The sequence below is a fragment of the Pseudomonas sp. D47 genome (assembly GCF_045447305.1).
Classification (GTDB): domain Bacteria; phylum Pseudomonadota; class Gammaproteobacteria; order Pseudomonadales; family Pseudomonadaceae; genus Aquipseudomonas.
Window position 1 is genome coordinate 51,017 of the sequence record NZ_JBJGXU010000024.1, and the last position, 24,456, is coordinate 75,472.

Genomic DNA, 24,456 nt, shown 5'->3' on the forward strand with positions numbered 1-24,456 from the left:
GCATCGCGCAGGTATGTGCCCCGGGCAGACCCCACTTTGCGGTGTGGTATTGATAAACTTGTTGTTCTGCGGATTTTGCGAGTCCGGAGAGAACACCGCCGTCAGCTCTTGTGTTGCGGCGCTGACTGAAAACGCGACACACCAGAGTAACGCGGTACTGAACAGGCCCCCGACAGGGCTATTTCTGGATCGTTGTTTCAAGAACATAGGATATCAACCTGCTGCTTCAGTGGTGGCGGTGGCATCGGCCAAGGTGTCTGGGGTACAGCGCAGATCACCGATCATCAGCACATCGTTCTCGCTGAGGGCCTTGCTCGGGTCGAGACGGAACTGGCACAGCAACTCGGTGCCACGGCGGACTTCCAGGGTCGGTGAACCGGCGTTCATTTCCATCGAGAAGAACCCATCCACCTCACTGACGCCCCGACTGGCGTGGTTGATGATGTGGTGGCCCTTGAGCGGGCGGCCTTGCGGGTCGACCAGGCGACCGAGCACAGTCACGGTTTTCATCACGCTGATCTTGCGATAACCGACGCCACCCTTGTTCATGTGGTAAGCAGTGCGCGCCGGCTGGATGGTGGCGGCCGGTGGGTGATTGCCCTCGAAGTCGAAGGCGACCGAGCTGCTCTTGTAAGCGGTGATAGGCACGAAGTTACGCCCGGGCCGCAGCGCCACGCTGGTGCCGGTCATGTCATCGGCGCGCAGGGCGATGTCTTCCACATCGGTCTCCACGTCAATGATCATTCCCGAGCCGCTGCCGTGGTACTGGCTGGTCAGGACCATCTTTTGCGCCCCCACTGCGAGTGTGTTGTTGAGGTTGAGGCCGCCGGTCAAATTGCCGTTAAAGGACGAGCGCTGCGCAAAGGCATCACCCGCCAGGGTGTCGGTGGCGAAGCTGGTCATGCTCGACAGGCCCATGCCGTAGACATCGGTCAGGGCCGTGACCGAGACGTTTTGCAGGGCGTGATCTTTGAGCTCTTTGCGGTAGGTCAGCGAGGCATTGTTGTCGCGCTGGCCTTCGCGCGCGGTGCGCGAACCGATGCTGCCTGACCAGCTTTCGCCCGGGCCACCGAGGGCCAGGTTGAGGGTCAGGTCGACGCCACGGTTACGCTTGTCGCCAGTACTGCTGCTGGAGGGTCGATCGAACACCGACAGGCGCCAATTGGCATCACTGCCGAACAAGGTGTCGTGACGCGTCCAACCCAGGTCCAACCCCACCCCTTCGACATTGCCCTGGCTGTGGGATACGCGAGCATTCACCGAATTTCGGTTGCCCAAACGGTGGTTGATCGACAGCGACGATGTACTGGTTTGGCCGACAAACGTGTTGCGCTGGCGCAGACGCGTACCGTCGGGCAGGGTCTCGTAGGTGTTACGGGTGTCGAGCCAACTGCGGTTGTGGCTGACAATCACACTGCCCAAGCCGTAGCTGTAGAGCCCTTGCACATCCAGGCCGGTGCCGTAGTCGCGAGTCTGGTAGACATTGGCATACACGCTGGCGCCCTGGGCCAGGCTCCAGTCGATGGAGGTGCCCAGCTGCAAACGGTCCTGCACTTGGCGGCCGGACACACCGAGCACCGCGCGTGGGTGCAGCAGGTAGTTGACCGAGGCACCGGCGGTCATGTCGCCTTTGTCGCGCTGCTCCCAGTTGTTGAGCAAGGTGCTTTCGCGCCCGGCAAACAGGTTGTAGCGCCAACGCTCGTCATGGTTACGCCAGTTGTTGGGCTTGTACACCAGCTCCTGGCTGGTGGAGGTGACTTGGCCGTCTTCGACCAAGCGCACTTCCACTTCATAGATGCCGCCAGGCAAGGGCCGGGTATCGAGGGTCTGTAATCCGGCCGGCACACGTTGAGTGTTGATCAGCAAGCCGTTACGGAAGATCTCCACCGAGCCCTGGCGGTTGGCGGTGACGTAGATCGGGTAGACGCTGGGCTTGGGGTTGTTCATCGCCAGGCTGTCGGAGCTGCCAACCATGACCCCAACCGCCACGTCCGGCGCCGCGCCGAACGCACGGGGTTGGCGGTTCAGGCCCTCGGAGTTGGGGGTGAAATAACCCAGGCGCAAAAATTGGCCCTCGAACTCGCGCTGGGCGTAGGCCGAATAAAGTGCGTGGTAAAGCTGGGTGTCCGGCCCGCCCAGGCGTGCCAATTGAACGTTCAGGGTTTGGCTCCAACTGCCCAGGCTGCTGCTGGCTTCAACGCCAAAACGCCCACCCAGGTCCTGGTTCTGCCCGCCATTGAGGTTCAGTTGGTTATTGATGATGAGCCCGGTGCTGCCGCCGTCGGGCTGAGTGTAATACTGCTGTGGAGCAGCATCGCGCTCGGCATTTTCGGTGAGAATGGAGACTAGGGAGTTTTCCAGGTTGTAATGCACCGCCAACAGTTGCCCGGGGCAGCTCTGCGTGCATGGCCCCAAGGGAATACCCGGCTTGAGGTAGTCCTCCCAGGTATCGCGCTCGGTGCCGCTGATCGGGCTGTCACTATGGTCGGTAAACTCCAGCAGGGTGAGCCGGTCATCACGGGTCAGCACAACCATCGCTTCGCCCACGAACTGTTGATCCCGTTCAACCCGTACCGCCAGAGGCACATCAAAAAAATGCGCTTCGAAATCGCTCGGCAACCCTTTGGCCTGAGCCAGCAAACTGCGAAGGGTGTGATTGTTATCAGGCGCGGCCATAACGACCGAACAGGTGGCCAGCGCTATGGCTGCCACGAGGGGTCTCAAAGGGAACATGAACTCGATACTCTGTTTGCGAACGACAGACAGGTTGAATACCGACCGCGCAGCGGCCGGCAACTTCAATAAGGTGTGGGCTTATTTAAAGCCGGTGATCAAGGCGTGACCGTGCGTGGGTTGTTATCGAAGATCACGGTAGCCACCGCGGTAAACCGGCCGGTCTGCGCAGCGGTTGGCTTGTCGGCCCTGATCGTCATGGTTCTCTGCAGCCCTGGGTTGGACTCCTCGTCTGCGGCCACTTCCTTAGGTGTGCCATCCAGCGCCACGGTGCCCAGGGAGATGGTCAGTGGGATAGCTTGGGTACCGTTGGTCAGTGACGCAGGGCCGTCCTGCAGGTAAGCGTCAATCGAGCCCCCCGTGTTTTTCAGCGCGTACACCGTCGACAGCGGGCTCAGTTCGCTGGTCACGGTGTTGAAGGTCATGACCTCGTCGCGACCAAAGTTAGGGTCCAGGGGCTGGGCATGGAACTGCTGAGTCGGAATATCGGCTCGGATGTTGATGAGCGTACTGGCGTCGTTGGCGGCCATAACAGCTGTAGACCCCAATACCGCAACAGCCAGAGGAAGAGAGAGAGCGAACGTCTTGAACATGGTCATTACCCTTTATTAGCGATGCGTTGAGAGGCTGCAAGTTGACACCCAGGAAAACTTGCAGCGCAGGGCGATCATCGCCTAATTAAAAAGGTAAACATGCAAGCCACGTCCTTATCGCGCGTGGCTTTTGATCACTATTAACTTACGAAAAAGATGGCATTTTGACCAAACTTTAAAAGCAACTGTAAGAAGCAGACTACATGCAGGCAAACGAGAATATTTTACTGCGGGATGTCACTGCAAGAATAAGCGCACAACCCGCTCTAAAACAATAACTACCCACCGCTAACAGGGCACAACGTTATACCTGCTTTAAACCTGAATAATGAATCTAGTTCATGGCACGCCCATCACCAGTACACCGCTGCCACTGATGGCGCCAGGCGTCGGCAAGGACCCCGCTCGCCGAACCAGAGAAAACGTCACATCGTCCCCACCCACACTGTTGGTGATGCGCGTCAGGAACGAGCCGCCGACTTGAACGGCACTGCCCCCACGGACCATGGCTGTGCCCACGTCAGCATTGGTCATCCGCAGCAGGCGGTTGTCGAACGACGATGAGGTGCCTTTGTAGGTGATAGTGATCGGCGTAGTAATCCCGCCGTCCGGGCAGGCATAGGTAAGCCTGCGGTCGCTTCGGATGGAGGTTGTCAGCGGATCGCTGCCGATGGCCCGCTGGTGTACGTCACCGAAGTTGATCTCGATGGGGTTGTTGTTATTGATCGTGCAGGTTGATGGCGAGACGGTGAAGTTGTTGGCGGCGGTGTACGTCACCGTAAGATCCGCCGAGGCTCCGTTGTGGTTGTTGGTGGCGGTGAGGCGCAACAGACCGAGGGTGTCGCCGATTCGAACATCGATCGGATTGGACGGATCGTTACGCAACAGAATATAGGGCGTGATATTGATCGGGTAAGCGCCCCCATTGTTGGGAATCGTGACCACCCGTATACCTGTCTGAACCGGGGTATTCAGGAAAGTACCATTGATCCGCAAACCGGTCCTTTCTCTGCCAAACTTTGACCCGGCCGTCCAAGGGGCGCCTGCGCGACTCCCCGTCGCCCAGTAGTCTTCCCCCCAGACGGGCCCCTGCCCCGCGCTGAATCGACATTCCAGCCTTGCCCCTTCCAGCATGATCCGAGTGCGATCTGCGGCCAGGGTAACCGTAACAGGCACCCGCTGGTTGGGATTGCCCGTCTCCCAGGGGCCGCCATTAACTCGACAATCAACCGCCTGTGCGGTCGTCGCCGCGCCTGATAGAACCAGAAGCACAGTGGCTCCATAGAGTCGTTTCATTTTGATCTCTCGTTGCTCACCCACCCAGACACCGCCCCACGAACATTCGGTTCGTGCCTTGAGGCTGCCCAGAAGAGAGTTGAGGTTTAGGGATAGTCCAGCGTAAAAGTAGAAGTCACCGTGAACGTCCCATGCCCGATGGTTTCATCCCGGATGGCCTGCGGCTCACCCTGCACATAAGCCTTGAGGTCGATCACATTGTTGCCGTCAATCAATACCTGTTCGTCACTGACGGCATTCAAGGGCAACGGCTTGTTGGCGACGGTCTCCAGGCCCACGCCAATGCCTGAGGCGCCACTGCCACCATCGAGCGCGAACAAGCCGGGCAGCGCGGTGTTTTCCGTGCCGCCAAAGAGGATGGTGACCGTCTTGCCGATGGTGGTGTCGCAGTCCTCCAGGTGCAGCTTGAAACCCTTACCTTGCGTGCGCGTGTTGATGTAGAGGTGCTTGCTGGTCACGTCCCACAGTTCCAGCGTGATGGCTTCGTCGCCCGGCCGGATAGTGCAGGCCTCTTCCACCAGGTTGCCCTTGAAACTCAGATTGTCCGCTGCTTGCCCCTGGGCGATCAGGCCAACGCTGAGCAGTACGGCCAGCCCGACGCGTGGCCACCCCTTATGAACCCTTTGATATCGCATAGATGTGACTCCTACTCGTATTCCGCCAGCAGCGTGGCCACCGCTGTAAACCTTGCGGGGGTCAGGTTTGCACCGGGCTGTTTGACGGGGACGGCTTCCAATACCGGCGGTGACGACACGGTGATATCCAGTGGCGTATTGAGTAAAAACGGCACGTTGTTCTGAAACAGCCGAATGCCCAGCGCAGGCACGCTGCTCTGCACCGCTGCGCCGTCAAACGTCGTGGCGGTACCGTTGACACTCAACTTCAGTTCCCACGGCAGCGTGGCGGCGCTACAGCTGATGGTGTAGGCAACCGCCCTGCGGTATCGCTCACCGTCGACACGCTTGACCCCCACATCGCCAAAATCCACTTCAATCGTGTTGCCCGCATCAATCGTGCACGGCGGGGGCTCGTTCAACGTACCGCTGAATGTCAGGTTGGCCGACGCACCGCTGCAAAGGCCGATGGAACACAAGGCGAGCAACGCTCGCTGCTGCCAACAGGTCATGGGTCATTTCTCTTCATGGATAATCGACTTCATGGGTAATCGACTTCATTGGTAATCGACCACAAGGGTGGCGGCGGCATCAAAAGCCCCGCCCGTCAGCGTGCTGCCAGCCCGCTTGACGGGCACCGCCTGCACGGTTGGGAAGTTTGGGTGAGTAAAATTCACCGCTGTGTTCAGCGGCCAATCGGCACCGTTCACGAACAGCTTCACCCCAAGGTCCGGCTTGCGCGTCAACAGCACGTTGCGGTCAAACGAAGCCGCTGTGCCCTTGAGTTCCAGGGTCATCGCGTTGTTGAAGGGCGAATCACAGACGACGGTGTAAGGCACCGCTCGACGGTAATTGACCCCGTCAATCCGTGACGTCAGCAGGTCATTGCCAAACGGCACATCCAGCGTACCGCCGCTGTTAATGACACACGGCGGAGGCGCGATGATGACCGCGCGGATGGTCAGGTTGGTGTCGGCCTGCACACCTTGGCTGGCCGCCCACAGCAGGCCGCCCGCGACAAGAATGGCCCACGAGCCGGTTGACTTAGCCATTGTTCTGCCCTCACTCATAATTGAGCCTGAAATCCACCACGGCCCGAAATGCCCCGCTGGTCAACGGCGCGGAGGTGCGCGTGGGTTGGACATTCCAGGTCTGGGTGCTGCCGCCCAAGGGCAAAAACAGCGGTTGGCCCCTTGAGCCCAGCTGTACATCCCGGCCTAGGGAATCGGTCAAGCGCAGGCCCATCCCGGTGATGCCTTGCACTTTGACCAGCCGTGGGTCATCGGCATCGGCGGGCGCAAAAAACATCACCGACACCACGGGTTGATGGGCACTCCACGTCAGGTTCCCCGTGCGTTCATTACGGATGCCGCCCGCGCTGCGTTGGCAATCGGCAAACCGCAGTTGAAAGACCACCGTTGCGGCCTGATCACCGGGCCGCTGCAGGCGGCTGGTTGATAGAGCGCCCAGGTCAATCGTTTGATGCTGCGAGGTCATCTCCAGGCTGCACGGCATTTCGTGCATGGACCCGCTCACGTTGAGCATTCCATTCATGCCTTCGACATCCTCGGCGTAGGCGCGCCCTGCCAAGGCCAGTAACACACCGCCCAAGAGCTTCACGTTATGCGACTTCATGATTTTCTCCGGCAGCAGGCGCTACTCATTAGGCGCGGATACTTGCGTGTTCACCGTGCACGTACTGTCGGTGCAGGTGAAGGCCATCAACGGGCGTCCGCCGTAGTCATTCACGTAGGCCAGATAAGGTTTGGCGCCGAGAGCCTTGGCCGTTGGGCCCATGGGCAGCGAGCCTTTGGGCGGGATCATCAGCGGCTCAAAGCCGGCCACGGTCTTGCCGTCCTTGGTGCTGCGCGCATCCACCAGGGTCACGTAGTAAGGCGTCGGGTTGTTCACCTGATAACGCTCGCCTTGCAGGGTGAGGGTCAGCTTTTCTTGCCACGGGTTGGACAAGTCTTGCTGGCTGGGCGTAATAGCTTGCGGGCGGTAGAACAACTTGATGCGGGTTTGCAGCGCAATCTGCAGGGTATTGGCCTTATCGCTGCGTGGAGGAATTTCCCTCAGGTTGAAGTAGAAGACCGTCTCTCGGTCCTGCGGTAGCGATTTGGCGGCCGGCAGCGCCTGCACTTTCACCTGGCTTTGTTTGCCCGGCTCCAAGCGTTGCACCGGTGGCAGCACGATCAAGGGTGAGGTAATTTTTTTACCCGCTTCATCCTCAATCCAGCCCTGAGCCAGATACGGCAACTGGGTGTTGTTGTTGGTGATGTTCACGCTGGTGGCGTCTTTGCCGCCGTCAAAAATCACCCGGGTGCGGTCCAGGCCAACGGCGGCGTAAGCGCCCTGGCTCAAGCCTAGAACCAGCAGCGCAAAAGCCTGTGCGGTAAGGCGTGTGTTGAGCATCATGAGGATGTGTTCTCCGTGTCGATAGAGTTGCCAGTCAGCGCGGCTGGTTGGGGCAAGGTGGGTTCGGGCAAGGACGGCTCAGCAACGACTCTTTGGCAGTGCAGTTGCAAGGCGTCGGTCAAGCCATCAGCGGGCAAAATGACCGGAAGCGTGAGCCTGCATTGCTCGGCACCGCCCCAACTGACAACCATCTGATCGCCGGCCTGAATGCCGCTGAGGTAGACGTTGCCGCCGTCATTCACAATCCCGGTGTCCTGCTGCTTCAGGTTTTTCACCGTGGCGCCGAAGGGTGGTGAACTGCCATCGCTCAGGCGCAGAACCGCCATGGCCTTCGCACCGGAAATCACCTCCAGCGAGCGGTAACCAATAGCCCCTTCAGTGAGGGTCAGTTGAGTGACGGATTGCGTGGCTTCGACGTTGCTCGGCAGGCTCGCCAAATCAACACTGGCCGCCGTGCGTTGATAGCTGCTGACATCGGCAATGACGGCCTTGCCGAAGGCGTTACTGCGGGTCGGTGTGCCGTAACCGCGCACCGGTACATCGGCCACACCTGCGGTATCGACCATCAGGCGGGTGCCGCCGGTACTGGTGGAACGATGCAACGCGCCCCCGTCAGCCGTGAGCGTGCCGCCGCCGCGAGCCGACATACTCAGGCTGCTGTAATTGCCTTCTTGCTGGCTGACGCTGAGATTGACGTCGGCCTGTTCGCCAACATGGCTCAAATAACCACTGGCGGAGTTGTTGGCGGCTGTGAGTTGGTAGCTGTTGCGCTCATCGATTCGATCGCTGTAGCGCGTTGAAAAACGGTTAGTGCCTGCACCTCGGTTGGCATCCAGCGACAATGTGCCGGTAGGCCCCAACGGCAGGCTGACCGTCAGCGACACGCCGTTGTCCTTGTAGTTGTAATCCCGGGTGCGGTACGTGTTCAGGGACAGGCTCATGTTTTTGACCGTGCCCAGATTGAAGTAGCGCGACACCGACAGGTTCCAGCGATGAGTGTCCGGCCGATCCCAATACGTCTGCTTGTTGTAACTGGCGTAGACGGTGGCGCCCAGGTCACGAAACTGCTTGTTGACCGTCACCGTATACTGCGCCTTGCTGCCGCCAATCGGCCTCCAGTTCTCGATGTAGTTACCGTACTGGTCGTACACGACCTCCCCACGGCGCTCACCGTTCATCCCGTAATGCCGGGCGTCCAGGTACTCACTCATACTCAAGTAGTTTTTTTCGGAGAACCGGTAACCGGCGAAGGTCACTTGGCTGTCGTACTCTTCAAAGTTCTTGGAGTATTGAAGGCGATAGGATTTACCCGACAGCGTCTGGTTCCACACCTCGGCGCGGGACTGTGTGGCATCCAACGAAATGGCCCCGAACGCCAACAAGTCTCGACCCACCCCAACGGAAAGCGCTCGATAGTTGTTATCGGTGATGCCCCCGCCAAACAGCGACCAGCCATTACTCACGCCCCAGGAGAATTCACCCGTGCCGAAAAAGTCGCCCTCGGCGCCGTACTGGAGATTGGACGGCCGCCCCGTCGCCAGTTTGTAGCGAACGCGACCCGGGCGTGTCAGGTAGGGAACACCGGCCGTATCGACCTGAGAGGTGTGCACCGAACCATCCTGCTCTTCCACCCGCACATCCAGCCTGCCGCTGACGGCGTCATTGAGGTCTTGAATGCGAAAAGGGCCTGCTGCCACCAGGGTTTCATACAACACACGTCCCTGTTGGCTGATAACGACCTTGGCATTGGTCTTGGCCACGCCGACCACTTCCGGCGCGTAGCCGCGCAGGTTAGGTGGCAGCTGGCTTTCATCCGAATTGAGCGCGGCACCGGTAAAGCGGAAGCTGTCGAACAGGTCCGAATACAGGTAATCCTCGCCCACCACCAAGCGCGCTTTGAGCGCTGGAATGGCGCGATAAGCGTAGTAGCGACTCCACTCCAGCCGTTGCGGCCTGGACCCGCCATCGCGTGTTTTTTCAACACGCCCCTGCCAATCGGCACGCAGGCGCCAAGCCCCGGCATTGGCGCCAATTGTGCCGTTACCTGAGAGATTATTACGGTTGCCGTTGTCCCTGCGGTAGCTGGTCAGCGCCGTCAGGTTGTAGTCAACCAACAGCCCCGGCACGCCTTCATCCCAACGCGAGGGCGGGTCCCAATTAATGTCGCTGTATTCAAGGTAGGCTTGGGGCAGGCTGATGCTCAGTGTGGAGGTGGCCAGGTCGCCACTGACCTCCATGCCCGGCAAGCCTTCTGTGTCCAGGCACTCCCCGCCTTTCCACCACGTCAGTTTGTCTGCGTCGGACTCTTTAAGCCCCAACTGCTGCACGAGCGCGGGCGATATACAGGCCTGACTGCCTTTGGGATCATTATCGGGAGGGTAGAACGCCACCGACTGCTCAGAGAGCGCCTGTGAATTAATCTGCACCACCATCGAGTAAGTACCCGGCAGAATAAAACCACTGCGCGCGAACTGGGACAAGTCAATATTGGAGCGATCACTCAGATCAAGAACGTCGGTATTAAACTCGATATCCCCGGCACCCAATGCCGTTCCCGCCAGTGATATCAACCCGCCAAACAAGCTTGGGCGCAGCGTATTTTTAACTTTCGACGTATTCAACATGAAAGCAGTCCATCAATGTTCAAAAGTATTCCAACTTGAACCGCACTGCGGCGCTGTGAGGCCCGGCCGTCAGTGGTGATCCGTTGCCGACCAACCACATCGTGTAGCTAAGCGTCATGTCGCCATCCACCAATGGAACCAACGCCATTGGCACGCCCGGCACACTCTCCTGGCCCAAAGCGTCGGCAATATGCAGCGCCACCCCCTCTGAGTTGCCAAACAGCGCAAAGGATTGCCCGGCTCGGTCCGTCGGTGCGTCAAACGTCACGCGCATATGCTGCCAATCCGGCAGGCTTGCACCGGGGCGCGACGGGTCGGGACGACTCAGTGAGCAATTGACCAAACGCAGCTCGAAGGGATGTACCTCGCCCCTCGCGTTGCGCAACAGCCGGCCGATGGGTTCAGGGGTCATATCGATGGCTTGATCGACACTGGCCAATTCCAGCCCGCAGGCTGAGTCAACGACCTCGCCTCCGAGCGTGACCACACCCTCGCCTTGCGCAGGCGCCTGGGCGAAAGCGCAAGGGCTGAGGAGCAACATCAAGGAAGAGGCAATAGCGAGACTTATGAATGTGTTCACCTTTATCTCCCGCCAAGTTGCCCCCCACCACCGAAGTGGCGGGGGCAAAACTTACTGATAAGCCAAGGTGAAGTTGGTGACTGCGCTGAAACCACCTGGGACGATTGCGCCGGTTGCCGCGCCTTGTACATAGGCACCGAATTCCAACGTGTTATTACCGGTGGAAATGGCCTGCGGGGTGGTCGGTACGCCCAGTTCAATGGCTTTACCGCCATGGCTCATCATGATGCCCACGCCGCCCGCGCCACCCACGGTGCCAATCGCACCCGGAACAGCGCTGGAAGGTGCAGCGGTGAAGGTGGTCGTCACCGTGTTATCGGTGAGGCCAGTCAGGTCGCAGCCTTCAAGTTCGATCAGCACGCGCCGGGCTTCAGACTTGCCGCCCGATTCCAGCTGATGCTTGGCGATCGCACCCAAGTTAACTGTCTGGTCAACAGAGTCAGGCTTGATAGAGCAAGCACCGGAGTGGACCGAACCCAAAAACGTAACCGTTCCATCGGCCGCAAGAGCAACGGAAGTCGAACCCATCAGCAGCCCGATAGACAACAGCGCAGTTTTCATTTTGGTTTTCATTAGCAAGTACTCACACATTGATAAATGTCATAAAAAACCCTGCCGCAATGGTGCGTAGGACTTATTCAGCAAGCGCCGAGCGGTGGTAGTGCCTGATATCAACTCAGCAAACGTTTGGATCACGCTGTGGTGCGTGAAGCGTTTTTCCAACTATTTGTATTGCTAATCAGGACCCGTTCGAGGCGAGGCAAGTTTCTATTTCAAACCAGCGGATGTAAGCCGGGTAATTCGCTGAATGGCGTAGCCGGGTTACATCAAGACACATAGGAAAATTATGGCAATGTGCCAAAACTTTAAAACCGGCTGTAAGAATTGAACTACATGAGGATTAATGAGAATTCTTTAGCGTAAGACCCGTATGTAAGAACAGGATTACATGAACTAAAAAACAATAACATTTACTTGGGCAAAGCAACTAACGAAGCACGAGCATGCATGAGCAGCAGCAGACCGTCTGTCAGGAGCCCTTGCGTAGCTCGTAAGATATATCTTACGTTATATCTAGACACACATAGAGGCGCCTACCATGCGAGACCATCCTCACCAGCGCGACGGTTTTGACCCCCGCGCCGGCCGCGGTCGCGGCCCCCGGGTGTTTGCACCCGGTGATTTGAAACTGCTGCTGCCAGCCCTCATCGCCGAACAGCCGTGCCATGGCTATGACTTGATCCGCCAGATCGAAAGCTTGTTCGACGGCGCCTACACCCCAAGCCCCGGCGTGATCTACCCGACCCTGACCTTTCTGGAAGAGAGCGATTTGATCCAGGGCGACGCCGATGGTGGAAAAAAACGTTACACAATCACCGACGCCGGTCGTCTCTTCTTAAGCGAGCAAGCCGTTGCGCTGGACGGTGTGCGCATGCGCATCGACGTGAGCAAGCGCGCGCTGCGGGGCCAGGACCGCCCACCCGAGATCCACGAAGCGGTGCACAACCTGCGCCACGCCTTGCATTCGCACCACGGGCAATGGAGCCCGGAAGAAATCGTTCGTGTCGCGGCGCTGCTCAACGGCACCGCTCAAGCTATTGCCGACGGGAAAAACCAATGAATACGCAAGCTATCCACCGCGTTACCCACGAAATCAAACGGCGTCGCCTGCACGTGCTGCGGGTGGTCGACATCACCCCGCGCATGCGCCGCATCACCTTGGGCGGGCCGGAACTGGCAGGGTTTATCAGCCTGGGCAGCGACGACCACATCAAGCTGCTGTTCCCGCAGAACGCCGCCGAACAGGCCGCACTGCAAAGCCCGACCTTCAACATTAAGGGCGAGGGCCCGCAACCGGCCATGCGCGACTACACGCCACGGCGCTTCGACCTGAGCCTTGGCGAGTTGGACATCGACTTCGTGCTGCACGGCGATGGTCCTGCCTCAACCTGGGCCGAGCAGGTGCAGGTCGGCCAGCACCTGTACATCGGCGGGCCACGCGGCTCGATGATCGTGCCGGATATTTTTGACAGCTACCTGCTGATCGGCGACGAAACCGCCCTGCCCGCCATTGCGCGGCGCCTGGAAGAATTACCGGCGGGCCGTAAGGTGCTGGCAGTGATTGAAATCGCCAATGCGGCGGAACAGCAATCGCTGAAAAGTGCTGCGGATGTGGAGGTGATCTGGGTGATACGCGGCCAGGGCGACCTGCTCGAGACCGTTCGCACACTGACACTGCCGAGCGGTTCGCTGTACAGCTTCGTGGCGACGGAAACCAAGCTGTCGCGCCAAGTGCGGCGTGTGCTGCTGGACACGCATCAGGTCAATGAAGCGTTCCTCAAGGCCGTGGGTTACTGGCGTGCGGAAGGTAGCGAAGAAGAGTAAAGCCGGACTCAAATCAACTGTGGGAGCCGGGCTTGCCCGCGATGCCGACAACTCGGTTTATCTGTTACACCGAGTTGATGCTATCGCAGGCAAGCCCGCTCCCACACAAGCTTGCTCCCACATTTAATGTCGGGTTGGCTTCAAGATTTTATCCAGCCCCACCACTGCCAATGCGATCACGATAAACCCCACCAGAATCCCCCCGGCATTCACAAACACTTGTGGATAACCGAGCGTGTCCACGTCAATGAACGGGTACTGATACTGCCCAAGCAAATGCCCACGCAGTAGCACATAGGCGAAATACACCACGGGGTAAATCACCCAGGCGCCGATGTGCTTGAGGCGCAAAAACCCCTTGGGCACGCACCGCCACCAGTACACGACAAACAGCACCGGCATCACGTCATGGAGCAATTCGTCGGCAATAAATTGAAAGCCTTGGGGGCTCCACAAATGCCGCAGCAGCAGGTTGTAGGCCAGGCTCACCACGATGATGCTTGCGGCGATTGCGCTGCTGACCGGGGGCGCCAGGAAAAATCGTTTTGCCGCTGAATCCCGACTGACCAGCGCATAGCTCAACACCACCACCACCAAGGTGTTGGTCAGCACAGTGAAGAAACTGAAGAAGCTGATCAGCCCGCCCAGCAGGCTGGCGCCTGCGTCCCAGCGCGAATACAGAATCAGGTATTGCTGGATCGCCAACCCCACCCAACCGGCCAGCGCCGACGCCGCGATAACGCGCTTCATTGGCTCAGTCCAACGGGCGTTTGGTGCGCATCAGCTTGACGTACAGCCCTTCGACTTTCTCCCGCGCCCACGGGGTTTTGCGCAGAAACGTGAGGCTCGACTTGATGCTCGGGTCGCTCTTGAAACAGCGCACATCAATGCGCTCGGCCAGGCCTGCCCATTCGTAATGTTCCACCAGGGTGGTGAGGACGTGCTGCAGGGTCACACCGTGGAGCGGGTCGTTGCTTGTCGCGGTCATGCCGGGCCTTTTGCAAAAAGAGGAAACACAGCCGCGCACCTTAGCCGACGGGGCGTACCGGTGGAAGCACTGCATTAACTGTAGTCGCATGATCATTCCCACGCTCTGGGTGGGAATGCCGCCTGGGACGCTCTGTGTCCCGCCATTCGCGCAAGGATCAAGGCAGGCGTACGGGTAACGCGGAGCGTGGGAATGATCATCAGCAGAAAGTTCCGCTTCACGGCCAAAAAGAGATGTTATATTGTAACCATACCTATCAAAAGTAACTTGCCCGATACCGTTTTAAGCCTTCTCTTTTCTGCCGTTTTGCCAAGGAATGTACCGATGTCCCTCTCTTCCCTGTGGCGCTTGACCCCGCTCGCTGCCGCTCTGCTGATCTGCTCTGAAGCCCACGCCCTTGAGCTGCAACCCCAAGTCATCACCGGCAACCCGCTGGGCAGCGAACAACTCGCCTCGCCCACCACGGTGCTGGAAGGCGATGACCTGACCCTGCAACAAAAAGGCAGCCTCGGCGAAACCTTGAACAAGCAGCCGGGTGTGTCGTCTTCGTACTTTGGCCCAGGCGCCAGCCGGCCGATCATTCGTGGCCAGGACGGCGACCGCATTCGCATCCTGCGCAACGGCGTGGGCGCGTTGGATGCGTCGTCGCTGTCCTACGACCACGCGGTGCCGTTGGACCCGGTCAACGTCGAGCGCATTGAGATCGTGCGCGGCCCGGCCGCCCTGCTGTACGGCGGCAGCGCCATCGGCGGCGTGGTCAACACCTTCGATAACCGCATCCCCACCGAAGCCATCGAAGGCATCCACGGTGCCGGTGAATTGCGCTACGGCGGCGCCGACACCACCCGCAGCAGCGCCGGCAAACTGGAGGCCGGCAACGGCACCTTCGCCCTGCACCTGGACGCGAATGCGCGGGAATTCAACGACCTGAAAATCCCTGGCCAGGCGCGTAGCCGCCACGCCCCGCCAACCGACGACGGCCCCGGCAAGAACGGCCGTCTGGGCAACAGCGACGGCCGTCAGGACGGCGGCGCAGTCGGCGGTTCCTACACCTGGGACGACGGTTACGCCGGGCTGTCCTACAGCAACTACGACGCCAACTACGGCTCACCCGCCGAGCAGGATGTGCGCATCCGCATGAAGCAGGATCACTACGCCTTTGCGTCCGAGATCCGCAACCTGCAAGGCCCGTTTACCTCGGTGAAACTCGACGCGGGCTACACCGACTACGAACACCGCGAAATCGAAGGCGGCGAAACCGGCACCGTCTTCAAGAACAAAGGTTATGAGGCCCGCGTTGAAGCGCGCCACCAGCCGATCGGCCCGTTTGACGGCGTGGTCGGCGCACAGGTAACCCGTAACGAGTTCTCGGCCCTGGGCGAAGAAGCCTTCGTACCGCAGACCGACACCAACGCCGGTGCGCTGTTTATCCTCGAAGAAATGCAAGCCACCGAACGCCTGAAACTCAGCCTCGGTGGGCGCCTGGAACACACCAACGTCGACCCGAACGCCAAGGGCAACGCGCGTTTCGCCGGTGCCGACAAGTCCAATGACTTCACGGCCGGCAGCCTGTCATCGGGCGCGGTCTACACCCTCACGCCGATCTGGTCCCTGGCCGCGACCCTGGGCTACACCGAGCGCGCACCGACCTTCTACGAGCTGTATGCCAACGGTGCCCACGTTGCCACCGGCACCTACGAGCTGGGCGACGCCAACCTGAAGAAAGAAAAAGCCGTGTCCAGCGACCTGGCGCTGCGCTTTGACAATGGCACCCACAAGGGCAGCTTCGGCGTGTTCTACAGCCGCTTCTCCAATTACATCGGTCTGTTGGGCACCGGTCGTACGCTGAACGACGAAGGTGAGCAAGACGCAGGCGGCATCCCTGAGTACACATACTCCGGCGTGCGTGCACGTTTCGCAGGCTTCGAAGCCCAAGATCACTGGAAACTCGGCGAAGGTGCCTACGGCAAGTTCGCCCTAGAGCTGTCGGGCGATTACACCCGCGCCACCAACCTCGATACCGGCGAAGCCTTGCCACGCATTGCACCGCTGCGCTTGAACAGCGGCTTGCTGTGGGAACTGGACCGCTGGCAGGCGCGGATTGACGTGGAACACGCGGCGGGCCAAGGGCGTGTGCCGGCTAACGAAAGCGGCACCGATGGCTACACCACCTTGGGCGCGAGCGCGGGTTATCGCTTCAATGTCGGCGGCAGCCAGTGGCTGGCATTCGTCAACGGCGAAAACCTGACCAACCAGACCGTGCGCTATGCCAGCTCGATCCTGCGCGACATCGCCCCGGCACCGGGCAGAAGCGTGCAAGTGGGTCTGCGCACCACCTTCTAAGCCCCTGTGAAAGCGGCTTCCGCTGGGAAGTGCAGTTTGTCGTGGCCCGCGGGGCTGTCGTAACGAGCGGGCTTACTGTGGCAAGCCCGCTCGCCACAACCCCAAAAGCCTCCAATGATCGTTCCCACGCTCCGCGTGGGAATGCCGCCTTGGACGCTCCGCGTCCGCCCTGTAAACCGTGACGCAGAGCGTCACAAGCGGCATTCCCACGCAGAGCGCAGGAACGATCTGTCGCGCGACGTTCTGTCACTGTTACCAAATCTGAAATGATGCATCTTGCGATTTGTGCTTTCTCTTGGTGCACCAGCCCTTTATCCTTGCGGCAACAAACTGAAACGTTTCACTTCCGCGGTCGACCCCATCTTGCTGAAATTCTCTCTCTTCGAAGACAGCGCTGTCTCTTACCAGCCTGCACCCGGGGATAAATCGCCCGCCTGTGGATAACCCTCTTATCCCCAGAAAAACCGAATTAACGCTGAACCAAGCCCGCGCTGAATCGTCATCTACAGTGAAGCACGGGGTTACATAATTCCAACGTCACGGAGAAACACACTATGAGCACTGATGGTGCTTCAAGTCCAAGCCGCCTGCTGCCCAGGCTGCTAGGCGTCTTGCTGCTGATCATGGGGCTGGCCTTGCTGGCCGGCGGCGTCAAGCTGAGCATGCTTGGCGGTTCGCTGTACTACCTGCTGGCCGGTATCGGCATCGCCCTCACCGGCGTCCTGCTGCTGGCTACCCGCCGCGCTGCGCTGGGCTTGTACGCATTGGTGTTGTTCGCCAGTACCGTGTGGGCACTGTGGGAAGTCGGCCTGGATTGGTGGCAGTTGGTGCCGCGCCTGGCGCTGCTGTTTGCCTTGGGCATCGTCCTGCTGCTGCCGTGGTTTCGCCGTCCGTTGCTGCGTGGCCAACCCGCGCCGCTGGGCACTGGCGCCCTGAGCGTCGCCGTGGTGCTCGCCGGTGCTGCCGCCCTGGCCAGCCAATTCACCAACCCAGGTGAAATGGTCAAGACCGGCCAACTGGACCGCGACGCCGTGCCTGGCATGGCCAGCGCTGCGCCGACCCAGGCCGATGGCGACTGGAACTCCTATGGCCGCTCGGCCTTCGGTGATCGCTACTCGCCATTGGCGCAGATCACTCCGCAAAACGCCCACACGCTGGTACCAGCGTGGACCTATCGCACCGGCGACATTCCTGGCCCAGGCGACCCCGGTGAAACCACCGCGGAAAACACCCCGCTGAAAGTCAACGGCATGCTCTACGTGTGCACCCCGCACAGCCAGGTGATTGCCCTGGACCCGGACACCGGCAAAGAAATCTGGCGTTTCGACCCGAAGATCAGCAGCGAAGGCGCCGCGAACTTCAAGGGTTGGGCACACATGACCTGCCGTGGCGTGTCGTATCACGATGACGCTGTGTACGCTTCCGAGCAAAGCCCTACCGGCAGCGCCAGCGCTGCTCCGGTTAGCGCTGTATGCCCAAAACGCATTTTCGTACCGACTGCCGACACCCGTCTGATCGCCCTGGACGCCGACACCGGCAAAATGTGCGAAGACTTCGGTGACAAAGGCCAGGTCGACCTGCGTGCCAACATCGGCAGCTTCGCACCCGGCGGTTACTACTCCACCTCGCCACCGGCCGTGACCAAGAACCTGGTCGTGATCGGCGGTCACGTGACCGACAACGTCTCCACCGACGAGCCTAGCGGCGTGATCCGTGCGTTCGACGTGCACACCGGCAAGCTGGTGTGGAACTGGGACAGCGGCAACCCGGACGACACCACCCCGTTGGCCGAAGGCAAAACCTACACCCGCAACTCGCCGAACATGTGGTCCATGTTCAGCGTTGATGAAAAACTCGGCATGCTCTACCTGCCGATGGGCAACCAAATGCCCGACCAATACGGCGGCGACCGTACCGAAGATTCGGAAAAATACAGCGCCGGCCTGACCGCCCTGGACATCGACAGCGGCCACGTGAAGTGGACCTTCCAGTTCACCCATCACGACCTGTGGGACATGGACGTGGGCGGCCAGCCTTCGCTGATCGACATCAAGACCGCTGACGGCGTCAAGCCAGCCGTCATGGCGTCGACCAAGCAAGGCAGCATCTACGTGCTGGATCGCAGCAACGGCAAGCCGGTGGTGCCGATCAACGAAATCCCTGTACCGCAAGGCGCAGTGGCCGGTGATCACACCTCGCCGACTCAACCGAAGTCCGACCTGAACTTCATGCCGCCGCCGTTGAAAGAACGCGACATGTGGGGCGTAACCCCGTTCGACCAGATGCTGTGCCGGATCGATTTCAAATCCATGCGCTACGACGGTCCGTTCACCCCGCCATCGCTGCAAGGCTCGATCGTTTACCCAGGTAACTTCGGCGTGTTCGACTGGGGCGGCATTTCCGTCGACCCGGTTCGCCAGATTGCTTTCGTGAACCCGAGCTACATGGCGTTCAAATCGAAACTGATCCCGGCCGCCGACATTGCCAAGCAAGGCCCACGCGTCAGCGAAACCGAAGGCGTACAGCCGAACAAAGGCGCGCCGTACGGCGTGATCCTCGAAGCACTGCTGTCGCCTCTGGGCCTGCCGTGCCAGGCACCGGCGTGGGGTTATGTGGCCGCGGTCGATTTGACCAACCACCAAACCATCTGGATGCACAAGAACGGCACCGTGCGTGACAGCTCGCCGGTTCCAATCCCGCTGACCATGGGTGTGCCTAGCCTGGGCGGTACGTTCACCACTGCCGGTGGCGTGGCCTTCCTCAGCGGCACCCTCGACCAGTACCTGCGTGCCTATGACGTGAAAAACGGCAAGCAATTGTGGGAAGGCCGCCTGCCTGCAGGCGCGCAAACCACACCGATGACCTACACCGGCAAGGACGGCAAGCAGTACGTGCTGGTCATGGCCGGCGGTCACGGCTCGCTGGGCACCAAGCAGGGTGACTATGTGATGGCGTTCAAACTGCCGGATTAAGTAGAACCGGCGGTAAAACAAAGGCGGCTACCTGATGGGTAGCCGCCTTTTTTTCGCCCTGAAAAAATAAAAACACATTAACGAGCGGGTCACTGGCCCGCAAAAACTGGCAGTTGAAGAAAAATCCTATCCTCCCTCTGTGCCCTTAAAACTAATTTAATGCGCACGCCCTGCGTAATACAGGTGCGCACAGATAAATTTTAAAGGGAGCTTCTCTACATGATGGACCATACCGCGCTAAACCCAACCCTGTCTAAATCAGCAAAAGTCATAGAACTTAACTATCTCGACACTTCAAGTTTGGAAAAACTTATCAGCGGAGCCGTACTCGCTATTCGAGTCCCCCAGTTTGCGAGCGAGAAAACCAGCGCACAGTTAAGTCACACCCTCGACGAAACCGCCACGCTGGAACAATACAGTCATGAAACCTACGAGAATGGCCGCGTCGTACAGCACTTCTATGGTGTACATCGTTGGGGAACACCGTTCAACTCCACCTACGGCAAGGCCGCAGGCAGTGATGCGCAACACAAATATTATGCTGACGCGGCCCATATGCGCAGCGTGATCGACAGCATCTGTGCCCCAGAAAAGCCGCCCATCCAGTTGCTGATGGAACAGCTCCAGGACATCTGGCCGCAAGGCGCAGTAGCCGCTGCGTTTCAAGGCCAACCGATGTTTTGCGGGATTATCCGCGCCATGTTTCCCGAGACGGCGCACCTCTCGGAAAAGGTGCCCCATGTTGATTGCCTGCCCCTCTCAATTGCTGAACTGGAACATCAATTCAGCGCCAATATTTATATTGAAACGCCGCCTGCGGGGGGAGAGTTGGTCATCTGGGATACCGAGGCTTTTGCCTATGACGAGGTGAAGCGTTTCGAGGGCGCTCAACTGCCCGAGCACCGCTTACAAAAGCCACTGCGAATCCAGCCACGAAAGAACGAACTCGTGATCATCAATACCCGCCGCCCCCACGCCATTTGCGGGTTCGATTCGGGAAAACGCATCAGCATGCAGTCGTTTATCGGCTACAACGCTGGCGAACCGTTTTATTTCTGGTGCTAATACTTTTAACACGCTTGCATATGGACATCTTTTTATGACACCCGAGGAATTCCGTCGCCATGGCTACGCCATGATCGACCTGATCGCAGACTATCGACAAAATATAGAGCAGCGCGGCGTACAGCCCACCACGGTACCTGGCGAAATCAAAGCCGCCCTGCCGGTGAGCCCACCTGAAAGCGCCGAACCGTTCGAACACATCATGGGCGACGTGGAAAAACTGATCATGCCCGGGCTGCTGCATTGGCAGCATCCGAGTTTTTTCGGTTTCTTCCCGTCCAATGTGGAGCTGTCCTCAGTGCTGGGCGATTGCCTGAGCACCGGCCTGGGTGTCGTGGGGTTGTCTTGGCAATCAAGCCCGGCGCTCACCGAAATTGAAGAAGTCACCACCGATTGGCTGCGCGACATGATCGGCCTGAGCCGTGAATGGAGCGGTGTGATCCAGGACTCTGCATCCACCTCCACCCTGGTGGCACTCATCAGCGCCAGGGAACGTAGCTCCCAGTACGCACTGATGCATGACGGCCTGCAAACCCGCGGCGCACCGCTGATCGTCTACACCTCCGCCCACGCGCATAGTTCGGTGAACAAGGCGGCCATCCTGGCCGGATTCGGCCAGAACAATATCCGCACGGTAGCCGCCGACGAACACAACGCTATGTCGCCGCAGGCATTGGCGCAAGCGATCGAACAGGACCTGGCCGCCGGCAACCGGCCCTGCGTGGTGATTGCCACCACGGGGACCACGGCGGCCATGGCGATCGACCCTCTGGATGCGATTGGCGAACTCACCCAACGCTATGGCGTGTGGCTGCATGTCGACTCGGCCATGGCCGGCGCCGCGATGATCCTGCCGGAATGCCGGGCACTGTGGAATGGCATCGAAAAAGCGGATTCCCTGGTCCTCAACCCGCACAAATGGCTGGGCGCAGCCTTCGATTGCTCGGTGTACTTTGTTCGCGACCCCGAGCATTTGATTCGCATCATGACCACCAACCCGAGCTACCTGCAGTCCAACGTCGACGGCCAAGTCAGAAACTACCGCGACTGGCGGATTTCCCTGGGCAGCCGCTTCCGCGCCCTGAAGCTGTGGTTCCTGATACGTGAGCAGGGCGTCAGCGGCCTGCAAGCGCGGCTACGGCGAGACCTGGCCAATGCACGCTGGCTGGCGGAGCAAATTGAAGGCAGCGAGCACTGGAAGCTGGTGGCCGCGCCCGCCCTGCAAACCTTGTGTATTCGCCATGAACCGCCAGGGTTGAATGGCGAGGCGCTGGATAATCACACGCGTGCCTGGGCAGACAGGCTTAACCAGTCAGGCAGCGCCTACGTCACCCCCGCCATCCTCGACGAACGCTGGATGGTGCGCGTGTCCATCGGCGCTCTGGGCACCGAACGCGCGCATGTCGAAAGGCTATGGGCGTTATTGCAAACCCTGGTGGTTTAAACCGCGGTTAAGTCGGTACGCGCTCACGCCGCATCCACATCTCAAACGCCATGGCAGTCAACGGCCGGCTGATCAGGTAACCCTGGGCCGTGTCGCACTTCCACTGTTTGAGCAGCTTCAGGCTGGGCTCAAATTCCACGCCTTCGGCCACCACCTTGAGCCCCAGGTTGTGGCTCATTTCGATGGTCGAACGCACGATCACGCCGTCACCGCTGGCGCTGTCGAGGTTGCGGATGAAGGACTGGTCGATCTTCAATTCCTGCACCGGCAAACGCTGCAATTGCGCCAGGGATGAATAGCCGGTACCGAAGTCATCCACCGACAGGCTGATGCCACAGCCGCGCAGTTGCTCCAGCACGCTGAGGGCCTGCTGCGGGTTGTGCATGATCGCACTTTCGGTGATCTCGAAGATCAACTGCTCGGCCAATACGTTGTATTGCACCAGCAACGCGGTGACGCGAATGGCCAGGTCATCATCGCCCAGGTCGTCCACCGAAATATTCACCGAGAGCTGCATGTGCAAACCACGCTGTGCCCAATCAGCGATTTGCCGGATCGCCTCCTCGATCACCCACAAGGTCAAGCCACCCATGCTGCCGGTGCGCTCGGCCAAGGGAATGAATTCGGTAGGGGACACCTGGCCCAGGGTTGGGTGCTGCCAACGCAGCAAGGCTTCGGCCTGGTGCACATGGCCATGGTTGAGGTCGAGTTTGGGCTGGTAGCACAGGAACAATTCGCCTTCGATGGCGGCGCGGCGCAGGTCGCGGATCAAGGTGATCTGGCGTTGGTGCGCCAGGTCGCGGTCCTGCTGGTAGATCTGCAGATGCCCGGGCAGGCTCGCCGCATCATGCCGGGCGATCGCGGCGCGGCTGATCAGCTCTTCCACCTGCTGGCCGTCGGTGGGGTATGCGGCAATGCCGATGCTGACTTCATGACGCACTTCGTCATGCCCGATGCGCTGGGGTTCGGTGAGCAGCCCATACAAGCGGTCGGCGCGGGCCACGGCACGGTCGATCTCGGTATTTTCCAGCAACAGCAGAAACTCACTGCCGGCAATGCGCGCGGCGGTGTCGCTGGCCAGCAGGCTCATGGACAGGCATCGGCTGGCTTCACGGAGCATTTCCTCTACACCCTGGGGGCCGAAGCCTTCGTTGATCACCCGGTAGTTTTCAATCCCCAGGTACAGCAACACCACGGGCCGCCGCGCACTGATCGCACTGCCCAGGCGTTCCATGGCCAGGGCGCGATTGGGCAAGCCGGTGAGCGGGTCATGCAGGGCGTTATGCGCCAGTTGGCGCTCGCGCACGGCAATGCCGCTTTGCATGGCATTGAAGGCGCGGGCGAGCAAACCGAATTCATCGTGGCTGCGCACCCGCACCGGCGTGCGGTAGTCACCGGCGCCAATGCGTTCGGCGGCCTCGACCAAGGCGTTGAGCGGGCGCGATACGCGGCGCGCGAGCAGCAACGCCGCCGCCAGCGACACCAACAGCACCGCCAGGGCGATCCCGAGGAACTGCCGGTCCAGCGGCGCAAAGGACTCCAGCGCATGGTCGAGCGGGCTTTGCAGCAACACGCGTACCTCATCACCATCGCCGGTGTTGGCCAACGGCAGCACCTGGCTGAGCACACGCTGCCCATAAAACACGGAGATCTGGGCTTCAGGGTTCAGGTGTGCTTCGCGCAGCGTACTGATGACGGTGGTCTGGTAGGCCTCGGGCTGGGTACTGAACAGCTCGCCCGCGCGGCCGTCCTGCACGCTGAGGAACGACACTTCAAGGTTGCTCATGGAGCGCAGCTCATTGGCGAACAACTTGCCCATGGGGAAACCCATGACCACGCGAGCGATGGGCTCGGGGTCGAGCACTTCATCCTGCACCAGCAAATACGGTTGCCCGTCCAAGGCGACGATGAGCATCTGCTGGCCACTGCGCCGCGCATGGCGCAAAGCCTCCTCATAGGGAAACGACTGGCCGTAGGTCAGTACGGGTAAGGTGCTGACGATCACCTTGCCATCCAGGCTCAACACAAATACCTCACTGGAGTGCAGGCCCGTGCCATGGCGACGCAGCGCCGCCTGAATCGATTCGGTCTTGCCCTCGATCACCGCTTGCTTGAAGGGCCCGTCGACAGTCAGCCAGTCCAACCCGTATTGCAGGCGCCGCCCGCGCAGGTCCAGCAGGCGCTCGAACACTTGGCTGCCGGTCGTGAGTTGCACCTGTGCCTGGTTTTCTACCGCGCGAGTAGTGGCGGCCTTGACCGCAAAATAGGTGGCGGCCATAACCACCAGCAGCAATAGCGCCAACACCCCGGCTATGCGGGTTTGGAAGGTGTGGCGCCACTGCATTGCCGTGCCCTCCGGCAGCGTTCGCCGTTCTTTGCCAATCCGTCCCTTTGTCATACG

20 protein-coding genes are annotated in these 24,456 nt (G+C 59.9%); 6 read left to right on the forward strand and 14 right to left on the reverse strand.

Annotated features, from left to right (window positions below; all coding sequences use genetic code 11):
• Positions 1 to 213 precede the first annotated feature (213 nt).
• The 11 genes from ACI77I_RS17210 to ACI77I_RS17260 all read right to left on the reverse strand — a co-directional run bounded on the left by ACI77I_RS17210 (position 214) and on the right by ACI77I_RS17260 (position 11,419).
• Complete coding sequence (locus tag ACI77I_RS17210) at positions 214 to 2,733, reverse strand: CS1-pili formation C-terminal domain-containing protein (protein ID WP_094950947.1); 2,520 nt, start codon at positions 2,731 to 2,733, stop codon at positions 214 to 216.
• A gap of 98 nt (positions 2,734 to 2,831) precedes the next feature.
• On the reverse strand, positions 2,832 to 3,326 hold the full coding sequence (locus tag ACI77I_RS17215) for a CS1 type fimbrial major subunit (protein ID WP_406998029.1): 495 nt from the start codon (positions 3,324 to 3,326) through the stop codon (positions 2,832 to 2,834).
• Positions 3,327 to 3,665: 339 nt separating this feature from the next.
• Positions 3,666 to 4,622, reverse strand: coding sequence for a fimbrial protein (locus ACI77I_RS17220; RefSeq protein ID WP_406998030.1), 957 nt, complete (start codon positions 4,620 to 4,622; stop codon positions 3,666 to 3,668).
• 86 nt (positions 4,623 to 4,708) lie between these two features.
• A complete protein-coding gene (locus ACI77I_RS17225; protein WP_406998032.1) occupies positions 4,709 to 5,257 on the reverse strand; it encodes a fimbrial protein in 549 nt (182 codons plus the stop codon).
• 11 nt (positions 5,258 to 5,268) lie between these two features.
• Positions 5,269 to 5,748 (reverse strand): fimbrial protein, encoded by a 480-nt coding sequence (locus ACI77I_RS17230; protein WP_242154614.1) that lies wholly within the window; start codon positions 5,746 to 5,748, stop codon positions 5,269 to 5,271.
• A gap of 45 nt (positions 5,749 to 5,793) precedes the next feature.
• Complete coding sequence (locus tag ACI77I_RS17235; RefSeq protein WP_242154613.1) at positions 5,794 to 6,288, reverse strand: fimbrial protein; 495 nt, start codon at positions 6,286 to 6,288, stop codon at positions 5,794 to 5,796.
• Positions 6,289 to 6,298: 10 nt separating this feature from the next.
• Positions 6,299 to 6,871, reverse strand: coding sequence for a fimbrial protein (locus ACI77I_RS17240; RefSeq protein ID WP_263274579.1), 573 nt, complete (start codon positions 6,869 to 6,871; stop codon positions 6,299 to 6,301).
• Positions 6,872 to 6,892: 21 nt separating this feature from the next.
• The gene (locus ACI77I_RS17245) at positions 6,893 to 7,654 is read right to left on the reverse strand and encodes a fimbria/pilus periplasmic chaperone (protein ID WP_094950941.1); all 762 of its coding nucleotides are present in this window, start codon (positions 7,652 to 7,654) and stop codon (positions 6,893 to 6,895) included.
• Complete coding sequence (locus ACI77I_RS17250; RefSeq protein ID WP_406998033.1) at positions 7,651 to 10,278, reverse strand: outer membrane usher protein; 2,628 nt, start codon at positions 10,276 to 10,278, stop codon at positions 7,651 to 7,653. The genes ACI77I_RS17245 and ACI77I_RS17250 overlap by 4 nt, the downstream gene beginning before the upstream one ends.
• A 19-nt stretch (positions 10,279 to 10,297) precedes the next feature.
• Positions 10,298 to 10,858: a fimbrial protein gene (locus ACI77I_RS17255; RefSeq protein ID WP_094950942.1), complete on the reverse strand. Its 561-nt coding sequence runs from the start codon at positions 10,856 to 10,858 to the stop codon at positions 10,298 to 10,300.
• A gap of 51 nt (positions 10,859 to 10,909) precedes the next feature.
• Complete coding sequence (locus tag ACI77I_RS17260) at positions 10,910 to 11,419, reverse strand: fimbrial protein (RefSeq protein WP_256589255.1); 510 nt, start codon at positions 11,417 to 11,419, stop codon at positions 10,910 to 10,912.
• Between the two features lie 538 nt (positions 11,420 to 11,957).
• On the opposite strand from ACI77I_RS17260, the gene ACI77I_RS17265 reads away from it, so the two are divergent.
• A complete protein-coding gene (locus ACI77I_RS17265) occupies positions 11,958 to 12,479 on the forward strand; it encodes a PadR family transcriptional regulator (protein ID WP_094950944.1) in 522 nt (173 codons plus the stop codon).
• Positions 12,476 to 13,243, forward strand: coding sequence for a siderophore-interacting protein (locus tag ACI77I_RS17270; RefSeq protein WP_094950945.1), 768 nt, complete (start codon positions 12,476 to 12,478; stop codon positions 13,241 to 13,243). The genes ACI77I_RS17265 and ACI77I_RS17270 overlap by 4 nt, the downstream gene beginning before the upstream one ends.
• Positions 13,244 to 13,366: 123 nt before the next feature.
• Here the strand turns inward: ACI77I_RS17270 and ACI77I_RS17275 are convergent, their stop codons facing one another.
• Both ACI77I_RS17275 and ACI77I_RS17280 read right to left on the reverse strand, forming a co-directional pair.
• Positions 13,367 to 13,993, reverse strand: a complete 627-nt coding sequence (locus ACI77I_RS17275) for a Pr6Pr family membrane protein (RefSeq protein ID WP_406998034.1) — start codon at positions 13,991 to 13,993, stop codon at positions 13,367 to 13,369.
• A 4-nt stretch (positions 13,994 to 13,997) separates the two neighbouring features.
• A complete protein-coding gene (locus ACI77I_RS17280) occupies positions 13,998 to 14,231 on the reverse strand; it encodes a VF530 family DNA-binding protein (RefSeq protein WP_048720273.1) in 234 nt (77 codons plus the stop codon).
• A gap of 324 nt (positions 14,232 to 14,555) precedes the next feature.
• On the opposite strand from ACI77I_RS17280, the gene ACI77I_RS17285 reads away from it, so the two are divergent.
• The 4 genes from ACI77I_RS17285 (at position 14,556) to ACI77I_RS17300 (ending at position 22,055) form a co-directional block, all read left to right on the forward strand.
• Entirely contained in the window at positions 14,556 to 16,574 is a 2,019-nt protein-coding gene (locus ACI77I_RS17285) for a TonB-dependent receptor (protein ID WP_406998035.1), read from the forward strand.
• 554 nt (positions 16,575 to 17,128) lie between these two features.
• Positions 17,129 to 19,546 (forward strand): glucose/quinate/shikimate family membrane-bound PQQ-dependent dehydrogenase, encoded by a 2,418-nt coding sequence (locus tag ACI77I_RS17290; protein WP_242154606.1) that lies wholly within the window; start codon positions 17,129 to 17,131, stop codon positions 19,544 to 19,546.
• Between the two features lie 219 nt (positions 19,547 to 19,765).
• A complete protein-coding gene (locus ACI77I_RS17295; RefSeq protein WP_094952988.1) occupies positions 19,766 to 20,611 on the forward strand; it encodes a 2OG-Fe(II) oxygenase in 846 nt (281 codons plus the stop codon).
• A 34-nt stretch (positions 20,612 to 20,645) separates the two neighbouring features.
• Entirely contained in the window at positions 20,646 to 22,055 is a 1,410-nt protein-coding gene (locus tag ACI77I_RS17300; protein WP_406998036.1) for a pyridoxal phosphate-dependent decarboxylase family protein, read from the forward strand.
• Positions 22,056 to 22,062: 7 nt separating this feature from the next.
• Here the strand turns inward: ACI77I_RS17300 and ACI77I_RS17305 are convergent, their stop codons facing one another.
• Positions 22,063 to 24,399 carry a bifunctional diguanylate cyclase/phosphodiesterase gene (locus ACI77I_RS17305; protein ID WP_094952990.1) on the reverse strand — a complete coding sequence of 779 codons (2,337 nt, stop codon included), beginning with the start codon at positions 24,397 to 24,399 and terminating at the stop codon, positions 22,063 to 22,065.
• Between the last annotated feature and the right edge of the window lie 57 nt (positions 24,400 to 24,456).